The following is a 19387-nucleotide window of genomic DNA, read 5'->3' on the forward strand; positions in this document are numbered from 1 at the left end:
AGGCCGCACAGGTGCCGCGCGGCGCAGAGCCCCTTGCAGCGCCCTGCTATCCCTTCGCCCGGCCTTCCTTGACCTTGGCCGCCAAATCCTTGGCGATGGCGAAGGCGCCCTTGATGCGGTCCGCATCCGAAGGCCAGTCGCGCAGCACCACGATCTTGTTGTCCGAGACCTTGGCCTGACCGCCCTGATCGTGGATGAATGCGACCAGCCCGGCGGGGTTCGGGAACTTGTCGCCGTGGAACTGCACCGTCGCGCCCTTCGGCCCTGCGTCCAGCTTGGAGATGTTCGCCCGCTTGGCCATCGCCTTGATGCGGATGACCAGCAGCAGGGTGTTCACCTCGCGCGGCAGCGGACCGAAGCGGTCGATCAACTCGGCGGCGAAGCCCTCCAGTTCGACCTTGGTGGTCAGTTCCGCAAGCCGGCGATAAAGCCCCAGCCGCACGTCGAGGTCCGGGATATAGCTTTCGGGGATCGTCACCGGCACGCCCAGGTTCAGCTGCGGCGCCCATTCGTCCTCGGGCGTACCCTCGATCTCGCCGGACTTCAGCTTGGCGATGGTCTCCTCCAGCATCTGCTGGTACAGTTCGAAGCCGACCTCCTTGATATGGCCGGACTGCTCCTCGCCCAGAAGGTTGCCCGCGCCGCGCAGGTCCAGGTCCTGGGATGCGAGATTGAAACCGGCCCCGAGGCTGTCGATCGAGCCCAGGAACTTCAGCCGCCGCATCGCCTGCGGGGTCAGCGGAACCCGCGGCTTGGTCGTCAGATAGCAGTAGGCGCGGGTCTTGGACCGGCCCACCCTGCCCCGGATCTGGTAAAGCTGTGCCAGGCCGAACATGTCGGCACGCCAGACGACCATGGTGTTCGCAGTCGGGATATCCAGCCCCGATTCGACGATGGTCGTAGCCAGCAGCACGTCGGCGCCCCGGTCGTAGAAGGCGTTCATCCGCTGGTCCAGATCGCCCGCCGCCAGCTGGCCGTGCGCGACGATATAGGACACCTCGGGGACGTGTTCTTTCAGCCAGTCCTCGACCTCGGGCAGGTCGGCCAGGCGCGGCACGACAAAAAAGCTTTGCCCGCCGCGATATTTCTCGCGCAGCAGCGCCTCGCGGATGGTGACGCTGTCGAATTCGCTGACATAGGTGCGGATCGAGAGCCGGTCCACCGGCGGCGTGCCGATGATCGACAGGTCCCGCACCCCGGTCAGCGACAACTGCAGCGTGCGCGGGATCGGCGTCGCGGTCAGGGTCAGTACGTGGATGTCGCTGCGCAACTCCTTCAGCCGTTCCTTGTGCGCCACGCCGAAGTGCTGTTCTTCGTCGACGATCAGCAGGCCCAGGTTCTTGAACCGGACCTGCTTTGCCAGCACGGCATGGGTGCCGACGACGATGTCCACCGTGCCCTCGGCCAGGCCCTTGCGGGTCTCGGCAGCGTCCTTGGCGGACACAAAGCGCGACAGCGGGCGCACGTTGATCGCCGTGCCCCGGAAGCGTTCGGCAAAGGTTCGGAAATGCTGGCGCGCGAGCAGCGTGGTCGGCGCCACCACGGCGACCTGCCGGCCCTGGCTTGCGGCGATGAAGGCCGCGCGCATGGCGACTTCGGTCTTGCCGAAGCCCACGTCGCCCACCACCAGCCGGTCCATCGGCCGGCCGGCGGCCAGGTCCTCGGCCACGTCGGCGATGGCGGCGGCCTGATCCTCGGTCTCGGCATAGGGGAAGCGGGCGGCGAAGCTTTCGACCTCGTGATGCTCGGGTTCCAGCACCGGGGCGGGGCGCAGCAGGCGTTCGGCGGCGACGCGCATCAGCTTGTCGGCGATCAGCTTGATGCGTTCCTTGAGCCGCGCCTTGCGGGCCTGCCAGGCGCCGCCGCCCAGCTTGTCCAGCAAGCCTTCCTCGTGCCCGTAGCGGCTGAGCAGTCGATGTTCTCGACCGGCAGGAACAGGCGGTCGCCGCCGGCATATTCCAGCGCCACGCAGTCGTGCGGCACGCCCAGCGCCATCACGGTTTCCAGCCCCTTGTAGCGGCCGATGCCATGTTCGACATGAACCACCAGATCGCCGGGGGTCAGCGTCGTGGTGTCGCGCAGGAAATTCTCGGCCTTGCGACGACGTTTCGCGCCCCGGATCAGCCGGTCGCCCAGAACGTCCTGTTCGGAAATCACCGCCAGCGGCCCGGTCGCCTGCCCGTCCGAGGTGAAGCCCTCCTCCAGCGGCCAGACGGCAAGGCCCAGCGCGCCGGGCTGGTCGGGCAGGTCGCGCAGGTCGGCGATGGGCTTGGCGCCCTTGATCCCTTCGTCCGCGATCAACCCCGACAGACGTTCGCGCGCCCCTTCCGAGAAACTGGCGATCACCACCCGGCGCGAGCTTTGCAGGCCGCGGACGTGATCGGCCAGCGCCTTGAACAGGTTTCCTTTTTCTGCCTGGCGTTCGGGGGCGAAATTGCGCCCCACCCGTCCGCCGGCGTCCAGCACGCCCGGCCCCGGGGGCTGGGGCAGGACCGAAAGACGCAGCACGCGATGCGGTTTCAGCCAGTCCGCCCATTCGGCCTCGTCGGGGAACATGGCTCGCGGCGGGACCGGGCGATAGACGGTGTCGGTGCCACCCTTGCGGGCCAGGGCCTCGCGCCGGGCGTCGAACTGTTCGCGGATCGTGTGCAGCCGGGCGTCGCGCACCTGGTCCAGATGGTCGTCGGCCACCACCGAGGCCTCGGGCAGATAGGACAGCAGGCTTTCCAGCCGGTCGTGGAACCAGGGCAGCCAGTGTTCCATCCCGGCCATCTTGCGCCCGGCGCTGATGCCTTCGTACAGCGGATCGTTCGCGCCCCCGCCATATTCGGCGCGATAGTTCTGGCGAAACCGGGTGATCGCGGCCTCGTCCAGGATCACCTCGGACATCGGGGCCAGGTCGAGGTGGTCCAGCTTCTCGGTCGAGCGCTGGGTCTCGGCATCGAAGCGGCGGGCCGATTCCAGCACGTCGCCGAACATGTCCAGCCGGATCGGGCCGGAATCGCCCGGGGGATAGATGTCGATGATGCCGCCGCGGACCGCGAAATCGCCGGGCTCGGTCACGGTGGGCGCCTGGGAAAAGCCCATGCGGGCCAGAAAGGCGCGCAACGCCCCTTCGTCCATGCGGCCGCCCACGCGGGCGGAAAAGCTGGCCTCGCGCAGCGCATCGCGGGGCGGCACCCGCTGCATGGCGGCGGCAAGGGTCGTCAGCAGGACGAAGGGCCCCTTGATCGCGCCATGCGCCAGGGCGGTCAGCACCGCCATGCGCGCCGCCATCACCGCCGGCGCGGGCGAGACGCGGTCATAGGGCGTGGTGTCCCATGCGGGAAATTCCAGCACCACCGCCTGGGGCTCCAGAGGCCTCTCCGCGCCTCTGGAGCGCTCGGCGTCGCGGGCGATATCCTGCAGCGCCTCGGAGACCAGCAGGCGCAACCAGCGCCGCGTCAAGGCCCTCGAGGCGCCCCGGAAAGGATCAGAAGTTCGGCCATGCGGTGTGACCTAGCGCGGGCGGGACCGAAGTCAAGACGCGCCTTTCAGAAGCCGAAGGGATGGGCGACCAGCCACAGGGCGCCGCGCCAGGCCGTCGCCGCCACCGCAAGCACCGAGGCCAGCGTCACCACCCGCCGGTGCCGCCGCATCAGGCTCGAGGCCGCGCGCCCCGCCCGGTCCACCGGCAGGCTGCCCGCCTCGGCCGCCGCGACGATCGCGGACAGGCGGCGCGCCAGCTGGACCTCCAGCGCCAGCGCAGGGCCAGCGGCAGCGCCAGCAGAACCAGCGCCTGCGCCATTTCCAGCCCATAGCCAAAGCCCAGCACCGCCAGCGCGCTCAGCCCGAAGGCGCCAAGCCCCAGCAGAACCGCGCCCTCCTTCGGGCCCAGCCGCCAGCGCGGCAGCGTCAGCGACAGCCAGTCGAGCAGCAGCAGCGCGGCGGGCTCGTCGCCCCCGCGGGCGGCCTGCGCGATATCGACCGGCACGCCCAGGACGCGCCGGCCGGCGTGGCCCCAGACCAGCACCAGCAGCAGCCAGAACCAGATCGAGCCAAAGGATCGGCTGTCGAGGATGGACAGTATGGCCTGGATCAAGGTCCGGTCAGCTCCCGCATGGTGGCAGGATGAGCCTAACCCCGGACGACGAAAAGGAAAACCGTCGGACCGCGCGACCGGCCGGCAGGGGTTGCGCTGCTGCAACTGAATGTGCAGGCTTTGGGCGCATCTGGCCGGGCCCCGCCCCCGGCCCCGCAAGCCAAGGACCGCCCATGTCTCCCACCCCGATCATCGCCCCGTTTCCGCTGACCCGCCTGCGCCGCCTGCGCCGCACCCCGGCCCTGCGCGCCTTGACGACCGAGGTGAACCTGACCCCCGCGAACCTGATCTGGCCGATCTTCGTGACCGAGATCGAGGGCGGCGCGGGCGAGATCCCCTCGATGCCGGGGGTCGAGCGCCTGACGCTGGACGGCGCGAAACGGGCCGCCGAGACCGCGATGCGGCTGGACATTCCGGCGATCTGCATCTTTCCGCATTCGGACCCGGACCAGAAGACCGAGGACTGCGAACGGGCCTGGGATCCAGACAACATCGGCAACCGCGCCATCCGCGCCATCAAGGAGGTGGCGCCGGATCTGGCGGTGATGACCGACATCGCGCTGGACCCCTACAACGCCAACGGCCACGACGGCATCGTGCGTGACGGCGTGATCCTGAACGACGAGACGGTCGAGGCGCTGGGGCGCATGGCGCTGGTCCAGGCCGAGGCGGGGGCGGACATCCTTGGTCCCTCGGACATGATGGACGGCCGCATCGGCGCGCTGCGGGCGCTTCTGGAGGAGGAAGGCCACAAGGATGTGGCGATCCTGTCCTATGCGGCGAAATATGCCAGCGGCTTCTACGGCCCGTTCCGGGATGCGGTGGGCGCCTCGGGCCGGCTGGTCGGCGACAAGAAGACCTATCAGATCAACCCCGCGAACCGCGACGAGGCGATGCGTTGCGTCGCCCGCGACCTGGCCGAGGGCGCCGACATGGTCATGGTGAAGCCCGGCATGCCCTATCTGGACATCTGCCGGATGGTGCGCGACCAGTTCGCGGCGCCAACCTTCGCCTATCAGGTCAGCGGCGAGTACGCGATGCTGGAAGGCGCGATCCGCCAGGGCTGGCTTTCGCGCGACGTGGTGCTGGAAAGCCTGCTCGCGTTCCGCCGCGCGGGCTGCGACGGCATCCTGACCTATTACGCCCCCCAGGTGGCCGAAAGGCTGGCGTGACGCCGGGAAAGCACGTATCATCAACAGCTAAGGGCGGGTCCACCGCCATTCATGGGACGAGGGCGAATATGGATTTCAACGCGATGAGCAGGCGCGGCCTGCTGCTGGGCGCCGCGGCGCTTGGGCTGGCGGCCTGCAACAATGCGGTGGGCCAGGACGCTCCGGCGCGGCTGGACGCGCGGGTGGATGCGACGCGCAACTTCCTGCTGCAGAACTATCCCGCCGTCGCCCCCATGCTGCAATCGGCCAAGGGCGTCCTTTACATGCCGCTGATGACCGAGGCGGGCTTCGGCGTCGGCGGCGCCTATGGGCAAGGCGCGCTCCGCATCAACAATGCGACGGTGGACTACTATTCCGCCACGCAGGCCAGCGTCGGCTTCCAGATCGGGGCCCAGCAATACGCCCATGTGCTGATCTTCCAGACCGATGCGGCGCTGTCGGATTTCCGCCGCGCCCCCGGCTGGGTGGCCGAAGCGGGCGCCTATTACGCCCTGCCCGCCAAGGGCATGTCGGTCGGCGGCGACACGCTGAGCGCGCAGCAGCCCATCATCGCGATGGTCTTTGGCCAGTCCGGCCTGATGGCCGGAGCGGCGATCGCCGGGACCAAGTACACGCGGATCATCCCCTCGACCTTCTGAAGCGAAAGGGCCGCGATGCGGCCCCCTTCCCTCAGCTTCCGCGGATGCGCGTGACGTAATCCTGCGTTTCGCGATAGGGCGGGATGCCATTGTATTTCTGAACCGCGCCAGGGCCGGCATTATAGGCGGCGAGCGCAAGCTCCATGCTGCCGAACTGGCCCAGTTGTTTCAGCAGATAGCGCGCGCCGCCGTCCAGGTTCTGGATCGGGTCGCTGGCGTCCACGCCCAGCTTGGCCGCGGTGCCCGGCATCAGCTGCGCCAGCCCCCGCGCGCCCTTGTTCGACCGGGCCGAGGGGTTCCAGCCCGATTCCTGCTGCACCAGGCGCAGGAACAGGTCCTCGGGCACGCCGTGCTTGCGCGCCATCGCCCGGGCATGGGGCAGGTACTGGCTGCGCCGGTTGCCGGAATAGGCGGGAATCGTCCCCGGCAGGGCCAGGTCCACCACGCTTTTCGTCGAGGTCCCCTTGGGCCGCAGCCGCGCGGATTGCTGGTATTGCCCGGCCAGCCGCGAATCCAGCAGCCGGGTCTGGCGTTCGAACTGCGCGATGCGCGACTTGCCGCTTTTCTGGATGCGAAGCCCGTCGGCCATGGCCGGAACAGCAAGGCCAAGTCCCAGGCTCAAGGCCAGGGCGACGCGGGCCAGGCGCCGCGCAGCGCTGCGTGCAAACATGTCTCGTCCCTCATGCCGACGTCTTTTTGCGTGGCACTATAGCCCAAAGCCGGGGCGATGGCGCAAGTCGTTTCGGGCCGCCCGGGCATCGGCTCGTCTTGGGCGGATTTCCGCCAAGCCCTCAAGCGTCGGTCCGAGCGGCCGCCGCGGACCGCAAGCCCCTTGTCGCGCCCCCTCGCAAGGCGCTACATCGGCGTGACGAGCGAAGAAGGCCCGTTTCGATGGCCGGCAGCGTGAACAAGGTGATCCTGATCGACAAGCTGGGTCAAGACCCCGAGATCCGCAGCTTCCAGAACGGCGGCAAGATCGCCAACCTGCGGATCGCAACCTCCGAGACCTGGAAGGACCGCAACACCGGCGAACGCAAGGAACGCACCGAGTGGCACACCGTCGCCATCTATTCGGAGCCCCTGGTCCGCGTGGCCGAGCAATACCTGAAGAAGGGCAGCAAGGTCTATGTCGAGGGCCAGCTGGAAACCCGCAAATGGCAGGACCAGCAAGGCAACGACCGCTATTCGACCGAGGTGGCGCTGCGTCCCTTCCGCAGCGAGCTGACCATGCTCGACGGCCGTGGCGGCTCGGCGGCGGTGGCGGCGGCGGTCGCGGCGATGAGGGCTATGGCTACGAAGGCGGCTCCTCGGGCGGCGGCTCGGGCCGCAGCCCCTCTCCTGCCAGCCGTCCCGATTTCGACGACGAGATCCCGTTCTGATCCCTTCGCGGGAACCAGGGCCCAAGGCAGCGCCGCTCCGCAAGGACGCGGCGCTTTTTACTGGCCGAATGAAGGCGCGCGACAGGCGCCGAACAGCCGCAAACGCCCCGCGGATGCAGGCGTCTTGTCGTTTTGGGAAAGGATGATTTGGTGGAGCCAAGGTCTGCCCTCTGGTTATCCGGCCCCATCCGAAGAAATCCACTTTTCCCAACACAGCAAGGCTTTTGCGAATCTATGTCGTCCGGTATGTTCCGGTAATGTTCTTGCTTCCAGAAGCGCCGAAATATCCCCCGCCGTTTTCGCTGCGGCTGACGTTCGAGGACCGGGCGCAGCTGGAACGGGATGCGGCAGGGATGGCGCTGGGGCAATCCAGCGTCTCGCCAAATCGGGGAAGCTGTGCCGATCGCCGGCGCGTGCCGATGGTTTGTCCGCTCGAAGGCTATGGCACCGACCGGGTCGGGCGGTCCGGACTTACCGGCAAGGTCAAAAACCATACTGCCAGCCGCTTTGGCTCGGCCGCGCTCGTGTCGGTGATCGGCGCTCTGCCCGCAGCGCTGGAGGCCGCGGCAAGCGATAGCGAGGACGATAGCGCGCGACGACACCTTAGCCGAAGTCTACGGCAGCATCGGCCAGAATGCTTCGGGCGGTGCGCCATGATCGCTGCACAGGCTCGGAGCGCACGGAAAATGCCGCCGAACAGCCAGGTATCGGGTTCGTGGTAGAACTGCATGACCGAGAAGATGAAGGGCCGGTTGAAGTCATCCCGGAGCGGCCGGTATTCCTGCCGGTGATCTGGCCGGGGCGTCGATGGAAGGCGATGCAATCTCACAAGGAACGCGCTCAAGAACTTCCTGTTCTCGCTCAGCTTGAACCCGCCCGAACGTGAAGCCGTATCGGTCGAGGTGTTCGAGGCGGCTGTGGAGATGGCCGAACAGCGGCTGGAGCTGGACGGCCAGCCTCGCGCCATCGTCTTCCATGAAAAGGAAGGCCGGCGACATGCGCATGCGTCTGGTCGCGGATCGACGCGGACACCATGACCGCCCGCATCTGCCCTACGTACGAGCACCAGCGGAGTTATACCGTGAACTAGACATTGAACATGGCTGGGACATGCCGTGCGGATTGCCGGATCGCGCCTTGCGCAACCCACTCAACTTCTCCCGCACAGAATGACAGCAGGCCAAGCCGGTACATATCGGCCCGCCCTCTGCTCAAGGCGGGGTTTCAGGATGCGTCGAAGCGCTCGCACAATGCAGAATCCTGCACGCATGCTGGAAGAGTGCTACATCAGAGGCCGTACCTGTTCGTCGCAGGCGTCTGGCGCTGTACTGCGCGCGGCTACGCGCTGTCCCGCTATGCGCGCCAGGTCGCAGGCAAATGGATGTCGCCGCGCGGATGACGACACGGGGATCTGCCAGCCGCGGAGGGCGACAAAGCTCGCGCGGCAATGGTATGACACCGAACAGGTCGACAGCATCATGGAGCTGACCACCTCGTCCGTGGGTCTGGCGGTGCAGGCGCTGTCGCTGGAAAAGAAGAAGATGACCAGCGACACGGGCGCAGCGACGCGAACTGACCGGCAGGCACAACGGCAAGAGGACGAACAGCGCCAGCGGGCGGCGCGTGTGCCGAAGGGCATCAGGGGGCTGTGGGGCTGGTTCCGGGCCAGAACCCAGTCGTCGGCATGTCGGAGTGGATGGAAATGCAAGACGCGAAGCTCGATGCCCTACTCGAGGCCATGATCCAAACCCGCGATGCGGCATTGCTGACACAAAGCCAGGGCAATCCGGAGCTGTATGGCAGCTTCGTCGGAAATGAGGTGCGGCCTTGGATCTCATGCTGGACCGTTTGGCGAAGAGCGACACACTTTTTGCAAAGAGCAGATTCAGAAGGATTTTTCGGAACGGTGGCCCGCAGTCGCACATGCCGCAGGCAAAACCATCACCATCGACACCATCGACTCCAGAAACGGTGGCCCGACGCATGCGAATGGCACGTCAGGCAATGACGTGATCCGCGCAACCACCGATGGAGCGACCGAAAACCAGATCCATATCCATGCCGGGTCCGGAAACGATTCCATCGTCATGTCGAAGCCTGGGCGCCGGGAACCACGGAACTCCAGCGATTTATCATGATCAAGTCAGCACGGATCAAGACCGGTGCGCCGAGGCGGATAGCGCAGTTGAAGCTCTCTTGAGCAACAGCGGAAGCAAGTGGGGTTGGCTCCTGCTGAGCGAAGAACTTATGGATTCGAGAACTTCTAGATCACGGTTGCCGAACGGGTCAACGTGCATTCGTCGCTACCGAAGATGCCGAACGCGATGTGATACGTCAATTAACTAGAAGGACCTGTACGGTGCTGACCAATTCCAGACCCAAATCATGCTGTGTTGGTGATTTTCCCAGATAGTAAGACAAAACCACACAACTACCACACAGAAAAAGACCCACTTCACCGGAGAAGCCCGCAAAAATGCAAGGAAAAATGCAATATACTATAACCGGTGCTATTGCAGCATTATTATCTTGTTCTTGCGCATATCTCCACCAGAAGATGGACCCTGAAACCGCGTCACCTTCAATGTTCTGGACGACGAGGTTTAATGAAACCGAATTATCTGGCGGCGTGTCAGTTTCATAGTCTTTTCTCCTCCTTGGATTATCGAGATGTGCCGCGGCGTTGCAGGAAGACGGCGATCACGATGATCGCGCCCTGGAATGCGCCGTTCAGATGCGGGCTGACGAAGCTAGTCAGGTTCAAGATATTGGCGACCCCGAGGATCAGAGAACGCAAGGCGAACAGTTCATGCTGAGACGCTGACAGCGCGTGCAGATGATGATGCGCGATCCGGCTTACTCGGCGCTTTACAACGACATGATGGACAAACTGCGAGACTGAATGCAGCCGCGGAAATGCCCTTGCCAAGGCGCTGCAACGCCAGCGACCTGACCGCGCACTCCTTGGCGCTATCAGCAGGCCCGCGCCCTGACCAACTGGAGGACGGGCGACGAGTTTACCGTGATGAGGAAGGCGACGTTCTCCACCGAAGACGCATACAGATCAGATACTGATAAGGACGGCCATTGCTGAGCACTGGCGTCCGGGCATGCCGGCTATCGTTTTTGCCGAAAGCGCGATGCCGCGCAGGCCGAGGCCGCAACGGTACATGAGACACGACCATCAGGTCGATGTGCTCGGCGCTGCGCGCAGCATGATCACATCAGACGCCAGCGAGCGCGGGGCAGTTCCATGGACGCGTTCATAGAACGATCAATGCGGCCATGGAAATCGCATGCGCCATGAACAGGTCGGGCCGAGATCGCAAGGAGCGACAGGTAGGCCCAGCAATCTCGGCCGTGAACGTCCCACCATCGCCGTTCTTATCAATCAGGACATGCTCAGGCATAACGTCCACAGTCAGCCAAAATTCCATTGAATAGACTGATTATCCTGCATAATCCGCCAACACCAACCGAGATATGTCGATGCTGTGCGCGAAGTTCCGCTGTGCCATACCATTCAAGAAGGCCCGTGACGATGCCGTCATGCCGCCCCGTTTGCATGGCCACGAATTGCTCATGGTGATGGAGCACTGACAGAAGCTGTCCTGACTAGGCTTCCGGCCACGCCAGCACATCGCATGGATAGTCGGATCAAGAACCTGGCGGCCACTGCATGGCGGTGAAGGGTCCTTTCGCCCCGGATGATCGCCGTGATCAGGTGAAGCAATAGAGTCCAAAGAGCCCTGAGATGGGCGAGGATCTTGCGGATATTGTGCCCGCAGGCGCAGAGGACGGCGAAGACCGCGTCGCCGATGCGGCCTTTCAGCGGGCATCTGGCCAGGCGACCATCGCTCTTCATGTGCCCGATCTCAGGCTCGATGGCACTTCGTCGCCTGAGGAGCTTTGCCAGGAGCGGGGTGATGCCGCGTCTTGTGCCGCTGATCAGGACCTTGGTGGTCTCCACGCCATGGCCGCGATAGCCGCGATCGACGACGGCGAGATCCGGCACCTGCTCGGTCAGGATGGCAACCTGCTCCAGTGCAGGCGCCAATGTATGGCCGTCGTAGGGGTTGTCAGGGAAGCTGCGGGCGCCGACGACAAAGCCTCCGTCGAGGGTAGTAGCAAGGCTGACCTTGGTGCCGAACTCATAGCGGATGCGCGCCTTGCCCTTGGAGATGCAGTCGACCTCGGGCTCGTGCAGGGCGTAGATCTTGTTCTTGCTCTTCGGTGTCTGTTCGAGCAGGCGACCGACCAGCCAGAGCGCCTCCAGCACCCGTCCGCGCAGCGCGCCTTCGGGGATGTCCTGCAGGTGGCGGCGCAGGTCCCGGCGCACGCGGCCAACATAGCCCTTGAGTTGGCGCAGGGCCTTGCGCATGCGCTTGAACTGCCGGGCATGGGCATACCGCCCCACCTGGGCGGCCAGCCGCGGGGCAAGGCGCGCGTAGTTCTGGCGCAGATCGACCCCCGCTTCCTTCGCCAAGCCGACCAACAGCGCGCGGGCGCGCTCGTAAAGCCGCGCATCCGTGGGATGGGCGATGGTCTTTTCCATCACGGTCGTATCCACAGCCACCCGCTTCAGGCTCTTGTCGGTGACCGCGCCAGAAGCTCGGCCTGCCTCGATCGTCTTGGTCAGCAGCCACTCCACTCCTTCCTCCCCGATCCGCTTGCGCCAGCGCACCAGCGACGAGGGATCGATCGGGGGACGGTGCTGGAAGAACGTCTCGCCGGTGAAGTGCTGGTAATACGGGTTCTCGACCCACCGGGCGACGACTGCCTCGTCAGAGAGCTTGAAGGCGTGCTGGAGATACATGAGCCCCGCCACCAGGCGTGGAGATGTCGCTGGCCGTCCCTGGCGAGACGGAAAGAAGCTCGCCCACTCCCGTTCAAAGAAATCCCAGTCGATCAGTGCCGCAAGCTTCACCAACTCATGGCGGGCGTCGATCATGTCGACCAGTCTCGGGCGGAGCAGGTCATCCGTCGGGGGGCGGGCACATCATCAGAGCCCGCCTATCTCAGAGCGCTTCTGTCCCCGTTGCTTCAGCCGGTCGCCGCGATCCTTGTACAGAAAAATTCCCCCATCAGGGACGCAATCGCCGCCTGAAAGGTTGTTCAGGCCGGACTGGTTAAGATGATCGGCTGCTCCAAGTCGCAGAAAACGTCAAGGCAAGCAACGCTCGCGAGCCTTCGTGGCATGCGGAAACGGCGATATGATCGCACGAGTGAGAAGCACAATCAGGATCGCACGAGGAGTTGAAGAAAGGATCTTGGACAATACGCGGAAAGCCGCGCTCCGCTGGCGGTACTGCCGCTCACGACCCCCGTTCGATCGGTTCGAGTGAACCAGGCGAGGATCGGCATGAGCCTCTGGCCGATGATCGCAGCACCTGGTCGCAAGATCGGCTATGCCCGCGTGTCCACCAAGGACCAGCGGCTGCAGATGAGGCGACCGGCAAGCAGCCGGACGACGCGCTGGTGATCAAGAAGGGCGCCTCGGCCTTTTTCGGCAGCGCGCTTGGCGGGCTGCTGGTGGGGGCCCGGGCCGATACGGTGGTGGTTTGCGGCACGACCACCTCGGGCTGCGTCCGCACGGCCACGGTGGTCGATGCCTGAAGTCCGGGTTCAACGTCCTGGTGCCGCGCGATCTAACCACCACGCCGGGCGGCCGGGTCTATCATCTGTTCTCAGCCTTCGCCGAGTTCCAGCGCGATATCATCGTGGAAAACACGATGGCGGGCCTCGATGCCGCCCGTAAGAACGGCGCGCGCCTTGGCCGTAAACCCGTTCTCGACATGGAAACGGTCATGGCGGCGCAGCGCGCCATCGCGCAGGACGGCTTGAGCGTGGCCGAGGCCGCGCGGCGCTTCGGGGCTGATCGCTCCACCCTGCGCCGCTCTCTGGAACGGGTGGGATAAACCGACATATGGGGAGTACTCGGTAAAATGGATATTGATGTTGTCCGCGCAGAAATTGGCGATGAGGAACTCGGAGTCCATATCCTGCTCGTCTCAGGCCGCGTAGATGAAGAAACCCTGCGCTCCGAATTCACCTTCACGCTTTACCGGCAGGATGATCCTGCCGGGGAGCATCGTCTGACCGTCATTTACGATTTTGCGCGGCGCGATTATGCCCTCAAGATGGCTGGCGTTACCGGGATTGACGATCTGATCCTGTGCGCCTTGCAGAAACTGGCACTCTACGGCGCGGTGCATGGGTAATCCTCCCCGTGGTTAATGGGATGCGAAGGTAGAGTTTTCTCGGCAAGATGGACGAGGAGATTCCGATGAAGAAGAGCCGTTTCACTGAAGCCCAGATCATGAGCGTGCTGCGCCAGGCGGAGGGCGGGCTGCCCGTTTCCGAGCTTTGCCGCGAGCATGGGATCAGCAGCGCGACGTTTTACAAATGGCGCGCGAAGTTTGGCGGCATGGATGCATCCATGATGAGCCAGATGAAGGCCCTCGAGGATGAGAACAGGCGACTGAAGCGCATGTTCGCCGATCTCAGCATGCAGGCCGATCTGCTTCGAGAGGCTCTGGGAAAAAAGTGACGCGTCCAGCTCAGCGCCGGGAGCTGGCCGAGAAGGCGGTGGCGACGAAGGGGGTTAGCATCGCGCTGGCCTGCCGGGCGTTCGGCGTCAGCGAGACCTGCTTTCGCTATAGTCCGAAGCGTGACGACGAGAACGAGATGATTGCCGATCTGCTGGTCGGGCTGACGAATGTCCACGAGACCTGGGGTTTCGGCCTGTGTTTCCTACACCTGCGGAACGTCAAAGGACATGTCTGGAACCACAAGCGGGTCCACCGGATCTACTGCGAGTTGGAGCTGAACCTGCGGATCAAGCTGCGGCGCAGGCTGAAGCGGGAGAAGCCCGATGAACTGGCAGTTCCAGAAGCCCCGAACCTGGTCTGGTCGATGGATTTCATGGCCGATCGGCTGGCCGACGGGCGGCAGTTCCGGCTGCTGAATGTGCTGGACGACTTCAACCGCGAGGGGCTGGGTATCGAGGTCGATTTTTCGCTGCCCGCCGAGCGGGTCGTCCGAGCCCTGAACCAGATCATTGAATGGCGCGGCAAACCGCTGGCGATCCGGGTCGATAACGGCCCGGAATACGTCAGTGCCACGCTGACAATCTGGGCCGAGAAGCAGGGCATCGCCCTGACCTACATCCAGCCCGGAAAGCCGCAGCAGAACGCCTATGTCGAGCGCTACAACCGGACGGTTCGGCACGAATGGCTCGACCTCTACATCTTTGAAACCATCGAGGAGGTGCAGCAGATCGCCACCGAATGGCTATGGACCTACAACAACGAACGCCCGAACATGGGCATCGGCGGCGTCACACCCGCCATGAAGCTGAAAATGGCCGCGTGAGTTCTACGGTCGCGCCCCGTTAAAACGGGGAGGATTACCATGGTGGCTTTTGTCGATCTAGGCTTTGGCGTCCATCCCGTCCAACAAGCCTGTGGACAAGTCGAAAAATCCCTTGATCCACGCGCACAGGCCGATTCCGATGGGCTAAACTCAAGCAAACCCAACATACGCGAACACTTCAATGATGCCCCGGACGGGGGCTGACCCCGCAGCGGCATCGGAAAGGCAGGATACATGAACACACACTCCACCCCTCCCTTAGAGCCGCTCACGGCACTCATCTATTGCCGCGTGTCTTCCACCAAGCAGAAGCTGGAAGGCAGCGGACTGGCCTCGCAGGAACATCGCTGCCGCCAATATGCGGATGGCAAGGGCTATGCGGTCGAGGCAGTCTTCCCCGACGACAGTTCCGGCGGCGGTGATTTCATGAAGCGCCCCGGCATGCGGGCGATGCTGGCCTATCTCGATGCACAGAAGGGAACGCCCTATGTCGTCATCTTCGATGACCTCAAGCGTTTCGCCCGCGATACGGAGTTCCACATCAAGCTGCGCCGCGAATTCGCGCAGCGCGGGGCACGGATCGAATGCCTGAACTTCAATCTGGAAGACACGCCCGAAGGCCGCTTCATCGAAACCATCATCGCCGCCCAAGGCCAGCTTGAGCGCGAGCAGAACCGCAGGCAGGTGGTGCAGAAGATGAAGGCGCGAGTCGAGAAGGGTTATTACGTCTTCCACCCGCCCGTGGGCTATCGCTACGCCCGCAACTGTGAGCATGGCAAGCTACTGGTGCCGGATGAGCCTGTGGCCTCCATCGTCCGCGAAGTCCTGCAAGGCTTCGCCAGCGGGCGGTTCACCTCGCAATCCGAAGTGATGCGTTTTCTCGAAGCCAAGCCGGAATTCCTGAAAAGCCGCCAGACAGGTGAAGTGCGCCTGACCACGGTGCGCGAGCTTCTGGCTCGTCCCACCTATGCGGGCTATGTCGAGGCCCCGAATTGGGGCATATCCCTGCGCAAGGGCTTCCATGAGCCGCTGATCGACCTCGCCACGCATGAGCGCATACAGGCGCGTCTGCGCGGCTCTGCGGTGGCTCCGGCCCGCAAGGACATCAACGAGGACTTCCCGTTACGCGGTTTCGTCCTCTGCGATGATTGCGACCAGCCCATGACTTCCTGCTGGTCAAAGGGCCGGAACAAGCATTACGCCTATTATCTGTGCGACACGCCCAATTGCGCTTCGCACAGGCGTTCCATCCCCCGCGCCGATATCGAAGACGGCGCGGAAGCCATCCTGCGCTGCATGCGTCCCGCACGGCAATTCTTCGCGCTGGCCCGCGCCATGTTCACCGACATCTGGAATGCGCGGCAGGCCGAGGCGCAGCGGGCGCGCGCCGCTCTGTCCGACCAGATCAGGGATATCGAAAAACAGATTGAGGGCCTGCTTGACCGGATCATGGAGGGAGCCAGCCCGACCGTCGCAGCCGCCTATGAACAGCGGATCGAAAAGCTGGAACGCCGGAAGCTGGTGCTGGCCGATCAGGCGGTAAATGCCGCGCCGCCAGAGGATAGGTTAGAGGAGCTTATCGAACCGGCCCTGACCTTCCTGTCAAACCTTTGACAACTCTACGAAAAATGACGACGCGGTCACGCGACATGCGCCCTGATCCGGCACCTTCCAAATGTTATTGGGAGAAAAGCTGGGGGAATGCGAAAGACAGCCTTTCCCTATGCTTCTGGAAAAACTCATCTTTTCAGACTGAACTGGTGGAGCCAAGGGGAGTCGAACCCCTGACCTCTTGAATGCCATTCAAGCGCTCTACCAACTGAGCTATGGCCCCACCGGAGGTCCAGATGACGTTGCCGCCGTCTGCGTGGGGCGTCGTATAGGGGGGCCGCGAAACGGGCGCAAGCGAAAAAAATGCGCCGCCGGAAAGAAAATGCGCCGGCCGGGATGCGCCCCCCGCGGCGGGTCGGGCGCCGCCACGGGCGGCGGGAAAAACCCCGCAGGACGGCCTTGCGGGCGGGCGCGGAACCGGCCTTCCTCCTTGCTATGGGCGCCGAAATCCCATAGCTAGCGCGCTGAAACGGCGGGGGCCGGGCACGGCGCCCGGCCGGGGGAACGCCCCCTCAACCGCAGCAAGGTTGGATGAAGGAACCCAAATGCAGGTCAAGGAAACCCAGAACGAAGGGCTGAAGCGCGGCTATCAATTCACCCTGCCCGCCGCCGATCTTGCGGCGCAGGTCGAGGCGAAGCTGAAAGAGGCCCAGCCCGAAGTCGAGATGAAGGGCTTCCGCAAGGGCAAGGTGCCGATGGCGATGCTGAAAAAGCAGTTCGGCCCCCGCGTCATGGGCGATGCCATGCAGGAAGCGATCGACAGCGCGCTGCGCAACCACCTGGAGACCTCGGGCGACCGTCCGGCGCTGCAGCCGAAGGTCGAAATGGTCGGCGGCGAATCCTGGAAGGAAGGCGACGACCTGGTCGTGGACGTGACCTACGAGGCCCTGCCGGCCATCCCCGAAGCCGACCTGTCGGGCATCGAGCTTGAGCGGCTGGTGGTCGAGGCGAGCGACGAGCAGGTCAACGAAGCCCTTGAGAACCTTGCCAAGAACGCCCAGTCCTTCGAGGACCGCAAGAAGGGCTCCAAGGCCAAGGACGGCGATCAGGTCGTGATCGACTTCAAGGGCATGGTCGACGGCGAGGCCTTCGAGGGCGGCGCGGCCGAGGATTACCCCCTGGTGCTGGGCTCGGGCAGCTTCATCCCCGGCTTCGAGGAGCAGCTGGTCGGCGCCAAGGCCGGCGACGAGATCAAGGTCGAGGTCAAGTTCCCCGAGGAATACGGCGCGCCGCACCTGGCCGGCAAGGACGCGGTCTTCGAGACCACCGTCAAGGCCGTCAAGGAACCGAAGGCCGCCGAGCTTGACGACGAGCTGGCCAAGAAGTTCGGCGCCGAGAGCCTCGACGCGCTGAAGGCCCAGATCCGCGAGCGGCTGGAAGCCGAATACAAGGGCGCGTCGCGCCAGGTGCTGAAGCGCGCCCTGCTGGACAAGCTGGATGCGCTGGTCAAGTTCGACCTGCCCGAATCGCTGGTCGAGGCCGAGGCGGCGCAGATGCCCACCGCTTTACCACGAAGAGCATCCGTAGGTCACGGCCAGAACGCTGGCGAGATCGAGCCCACGGCGAACACAGAAGCTGGCCGAGCGCCGCGTCCGTCTTGGCCTTCTGCTGGCCGAGATCGGCCAGAAGGCCGAGATCACCGTGTCCGACCAGGAAATGACCCAGGCCGTGCTGCGCCAGGCCCGCCAGTATCCGGGCCAGGAACGCGCGTTCTTCGAGTTCATCCAGCAGAACCCGCAGGCCCAGCAGCAGCTGCGCGCCCCGATCTTCGAGGACAAGGTCGTCGACCACATCGTCGAAGGCGCCAAGGTCACGGACAAGACCGTGACCAAGGACGAGCTGGAAAAGGCCATCGAGGCGCTGGACGACGTCTGATCGCCCAAGCTTCGGACCGACCCGAACGCTCCCCCATCCGGGGGAGCGTTCTTCGTTTTCGGGCGCTCGCGCGCCCCGCGACCTGCCCAAAGGGACAGTTCGCCCACAGCGGGAATTGACGAAATAGCCAGCTACCCCCTGCGGGCGGGCTCGGGCATAACTTCCCTGTCGGCAAGCGATTGCTTGTTGTGGTGGTAAGCGATTGTTCTGGTTCATGTCCGGCGCTGCCGGGCGGGTTCGTGGTGGGACCCGCCCGGCTGTCTCCGTTCCCCCGCCGCGCCTTCGTCGCAGGATATGGCCGCGGGTGGTTTTCCTGACCGGCAATGAAGGCTAGTGTGCGCGCTCAGAAGCAATCAGAGGTGCGCATTTCATGCAGGTCGTTTTTCATTGCGGTGTCCACGGCACGGATCTGTCCCGCATGGTCAAGACCCTGATGCAGAACCGCGACTGGCTGCTGAAGAACCGCATCGAGGCGCTGCCGCCGAACAAGCACCGCGAGATCTTCAACGATGCGCTGACCGCGCTGCGCGGCGGCCCCGCCACGCCCGACATGGAACAGGTGATGCTGGACGCGATCCTGGACACCGACCAGCCCGAACGCGTGATCTTCAGCACGCCCACCTTCCTCGGCAAGGCCGAGCGGGCGATTTCCGCCGAAGGGCTTTACGCGGCGGCGGGCGAGAAGATGGCGGCGCTGGCCAATCTTTTCCCCTCGGCCGAGGTCGAGTTCTTCCTGGCGATGAAGAACCCCGCGACGCTGCTGCCCTTTGTCTTTGCCCAGGACGGCAGCGGCCGGTACGAGGACGTGATGGCCGGCATCGACCCCGAGCGGCTGCGGTGGGCCCCGGCGATCCGCCGCATCCAGGCCGCAATCCCGGGCCTGCGCCTGGTGCTGTGGTGCCACGAGGACACTTCGCTGATCTGGCCCGAGGTCGTGCGCCGCATCGCCACCATGCCCAGCGACGTGCCGCTGAAGGCGGGGCTGCAGATCCTGGGCGACATCCTGCGCCCCGAAGGCATCCAGATGATCCATGACGAGATGGCCAAGCAGGAACGGCTGACGGTCGACAGCCGCCGCGCCATCTTTTCGGCCGCGCTGGCCCGCCACGCCCTGCCCGAGCAGATGGAGATCGAGGTGTCGCTGCCCGGCTGGACCCAGGACCTGGTCGACCGCCTGAGCGATCTTTACGACGAGGACGTGGCCCAGATCGCCGCGCTGCCGGGGATCGAATTCATCGCGCCCTGAACGGGCCATGA

At 64.6% G+C, this 19387-nt stretch carries 14 protein-coding genes, 1 tRNA gene and 5 pseudogenes; 14 read left to right on the forward strand and 6 right to left on the reverse strand.

Going from position 1 to position 19387, the window contains the following annotated elements:
• Nucleotides 1-46: 46 nt before the first annotated feature.
• Together mfd and DPM13_RS03930 are read right to left on the reverse strand one after the other, a co-directional pair.
• A pseudogene (gene mfd / locus DPM13_RS03925) lies at nucleotides 47-3436 on the reverse strand (transcription-repair coupling factor).
• A gap of 201 nt (nucleotides 3437-3637) precedes the next feature.
• Nucleotides 3638-4081: a hypothetical protein gene (locus DPM13_RS03930; RefSeq protein ID WP_223252327.1), complete on the reverse strand. Its 444-nt coding sequence runs from the start codon at nucleotides 4079-4081 to the stop codon at nucleotides 3638-3640.
• A gap of 173 nt (nucleotides 4082-4254) precedes the next feature.
• On the opposite strand from DPM13_RS03930, the gene hemB reads away from it, so the two are divergent.
• Both hemB and DPM13_RS03940 read left to right on the forward strand, forming a co-directional pair.
• Nucleotides 4255-5253, forward strand: coding sequence for a porphobilinogen synthase (gene hemB / locus DPM13_RS03935; protein ID WP_112887495.1), 999 nt, complete (start codon nucleotides 4255-4257; stop codon nucleotides 5251-5253).
• An 83-nt stretch (nucleotides 5254-5336) separates the two neighbouring features.
• The gene (locus DPM13_RS03940; RefSeq protein ID WP_088239192.1) at nucleotides 5337-5891 is read left to right on the forward strand and encodes a lipid-binding SYLF domain-containing protein; all 555 of its coding nucleotides are present in this window, start codon (nucleotides 5337-5339) and stop codon (nucleotides 5889-5891) included.
• A 31-nt stretch (nucleotides 5892-5922) separates the two neighbouring features.
• On the opposite strand, the gene DPM13_RS03945 is transcribed toward DPM13_RS03940, so the two are convergent.
• Nucleotides 5923-6561 (reverse strand): lytic transglycosylase domain-containing protein, encoded by a 639-nt coding sequence (locus tag DPM13_RS03945; RefSeq protein WP_112887496.1) that lies wholly within the window; start codon nucleotides 6559-6561, stop codon nucleotides 5923-5925.
• 221 nt (nucleotides 6562-6782) lie between these two features.
• Between DPM13_RS03945 and ssb the strand changes: the two are divergent.
• The 5 genes and pseudogenes from ssb (at nucleotide 6783) to DPM13_RS20460 (ending at nucleotide 9408) form a co-directional block, all read left to right on the forward strand.
• Nucleotides 6783-7270: pseudogene (gene ssb / locus DPM13_RS03950) on the forward strand (single-stranded DNA-binding protein).
• A 419-nt stretch (nucleotides 7271-7689) separates the two neighbouring features.
• A complete protein-coding gene (locus DPM13_RS03955; RefSeq protein ID WP_262983318.1) occupies nucleotides 7690-7992 on the forward strand; it encodes a TrbI/VirB10 family protein in 303 nt (100 codons plus the stop codon).
• On the forward strand, nucleotides 7905-8156 hold the full coding sequence (locus tag DPM13_RS20455; protein ID WP_189654985.1) for a hypothetical protein: 252 nt from the start codon (nucleotides 7905-7907) through the stop codon (nucleotides 8154-8156). The genes DPM13_RS03955 and DPM13_RS20455 overlap by 88 nt, the downstream gene beginning before the upstream one ends.
• A gap of 541 nt (nucleotides 8157-8697) precedes the next feature.
• Nucleotides 8698-8838, forward strand: a pseudogene (locus DPM13_RS25720) (ABC transporter substrate-binding protein); the annotation flags it as partial.
• Nucleotides 8839-9066: 228 nt separating this feature from the next.
• Nucleotides 9067-9408, forward strand: coding sequence for a hypothetical protein (locus DPM13_RS20460; RefSeq protein WP_189654836.1), 342 nt, complete (start codon nucleotides 9067-9069; stop codon nucleotides 9406-9408).
• Between the two features lie 524 nt (nucleotides 9409-9932).
• Here the strand turns inward: DPM13_RS20460 and DPM13_RS26565 are convergent.
• Both DPM13_RS26565 and DPM13_RS03980 read right to left on the reverse strand, forming a co-directional pair.
• Nucleotides 9933-10199 (reverse strand): hypothetical protein, encoded by a 267-nt coding sequence (locus DPM13_RS26565; RefSeq protein ID WP_397245616.1) that lies wholly within the window; start codon nucleotides 10197-10199, stop codon nucleotides 9933-9935.
• 741 nt (nucleotides 10200-10940) lie between these two features.
• A pseudogene (locus DPM13_RS03980) lies at nucleotides 10941-12221 on the reverse strand (IS5 family transposase); the annotation flags it as partial.
• Between the two features lie 305 nt (nucleotides 12222-12526).
• On the opposite strand from DPM13_RS03980, the gene DPM13_RS22120 reads away from it, so the two are divergent.
• The 5 genes from DPM13_RS22120 (at nucleotide 12527) to DPM13_RS04000 (ending at nucleotide 16258) form a co-directional block, all read left to right on the forward strand.
• The gene (locus tag DPM13_RS22120; RefSeq protein ID WP_317616377.1) at nucleotides 12527-12886 is read left to right on the forward strand and encodes an isochorismatase family protein; all 360 of its coding nucleotides are present in this window, start codon (nucleotides 12527-12529) and stop codon (nucleotides 12884-12886) included.
• A 20-nt stretch (nucleotides 12887-12906) separates the two neighbouring features.
• Entirely contained in the window at nucleotides 12907-13188 is a 282-nt protein-coding gene (locus tag DPM13_RS22125; RefSeq protein WP_223252517.1) for a recombinase family protein, read from the forward strand.
• Between the two features lie 27 nt (nucleotides 13189-13215).
• The gene (locus tag DPM13_RS03990) at nucleotides 13216-13491 is read left to right on the forward strand and encodes a hypothetical protein (RefSeq protein WP_080620830.1); all 276 of its coding nucleotides are present in this window, start codon (nucleotides 13216-13218) and stop codon (nucleotides 13489-13491) included.
• A gap of 65 nt (nucleotides 13492-13556) precedes the next feature.
• Nucleotides 13557-14644 (forward strand): IS3 family transposase gene (locus DPM13_RS03995; RefSeq protein WP_105291570.1). Its coding sequence is split into 2 segments (ribosomal slippage): nucleotides 13557-13806 and nucleotides 13806-14644, totalling 1089 coding nucleotides; the frame shifts between segments, so codons are not numbered across the junction.
• A 234-nt stretch (nucleotides 14645-14878) separates the two neighbouring features.
• Nucleotides 14879-16258: a recombinase family protein gene (locus DPM13_RS04000; RefSeq protein WP_112887499.1), complete on the forward strand. Its 1380-nt coding sequence runs from the start codon at nucleotides 14879-14881 to the stop codon at nucleotides 16256-16258.
• 144 nt (nucleotides 16259-16402) lie between these two features.
• On the opposite strand, the gene DPM13_RS04005 is transcribed toward DPM13_RS04000, so the two are convergent.
• A tRNA-Ala gene (locus DPM13_RS04005) sits at nucleotides 16403-16478 on the reverse strand.
• Nucleotides 16479-16800: 322 nt separating this feature from the next.
• Here DPM13_RS04005 and tig point away from each other — a divergent pair.
• Both tig and DPM13_RS04015 read left to right on the forward strand, forming a co-directional pair.
• Nucleotides 16801-18130 (forward strand): annotated as a pseudogene (gene tig, locus DPM13_RS04010) (trigger factor).
• Nucleotides 18131-18500: 370 nt separating this feature from the next.
• A complete protein-coding gene (locus tag DPM13_RS04015; protein ID WP_028719825.1) occupies nucleotides 18501-19376 on the forward strand; it encodes a hypothetical protein in 876 nt (291 codons plus the stop codon).
• Nucleotides 19377-19387 lie beyond the last annotated feature (11 nt).

Origin of the sequence: Paracoccus mutanolyticus, assembly GCF_003285265.1 — a bacterium.
In the GTDB taxonomy this organism is placed as follows: Bacteria; Pseudomonadota; Alphaproteobacteria; order Rhodobacterales; family Rhodobacteraceae; genus Paracoccus; species Paracoccus yeei.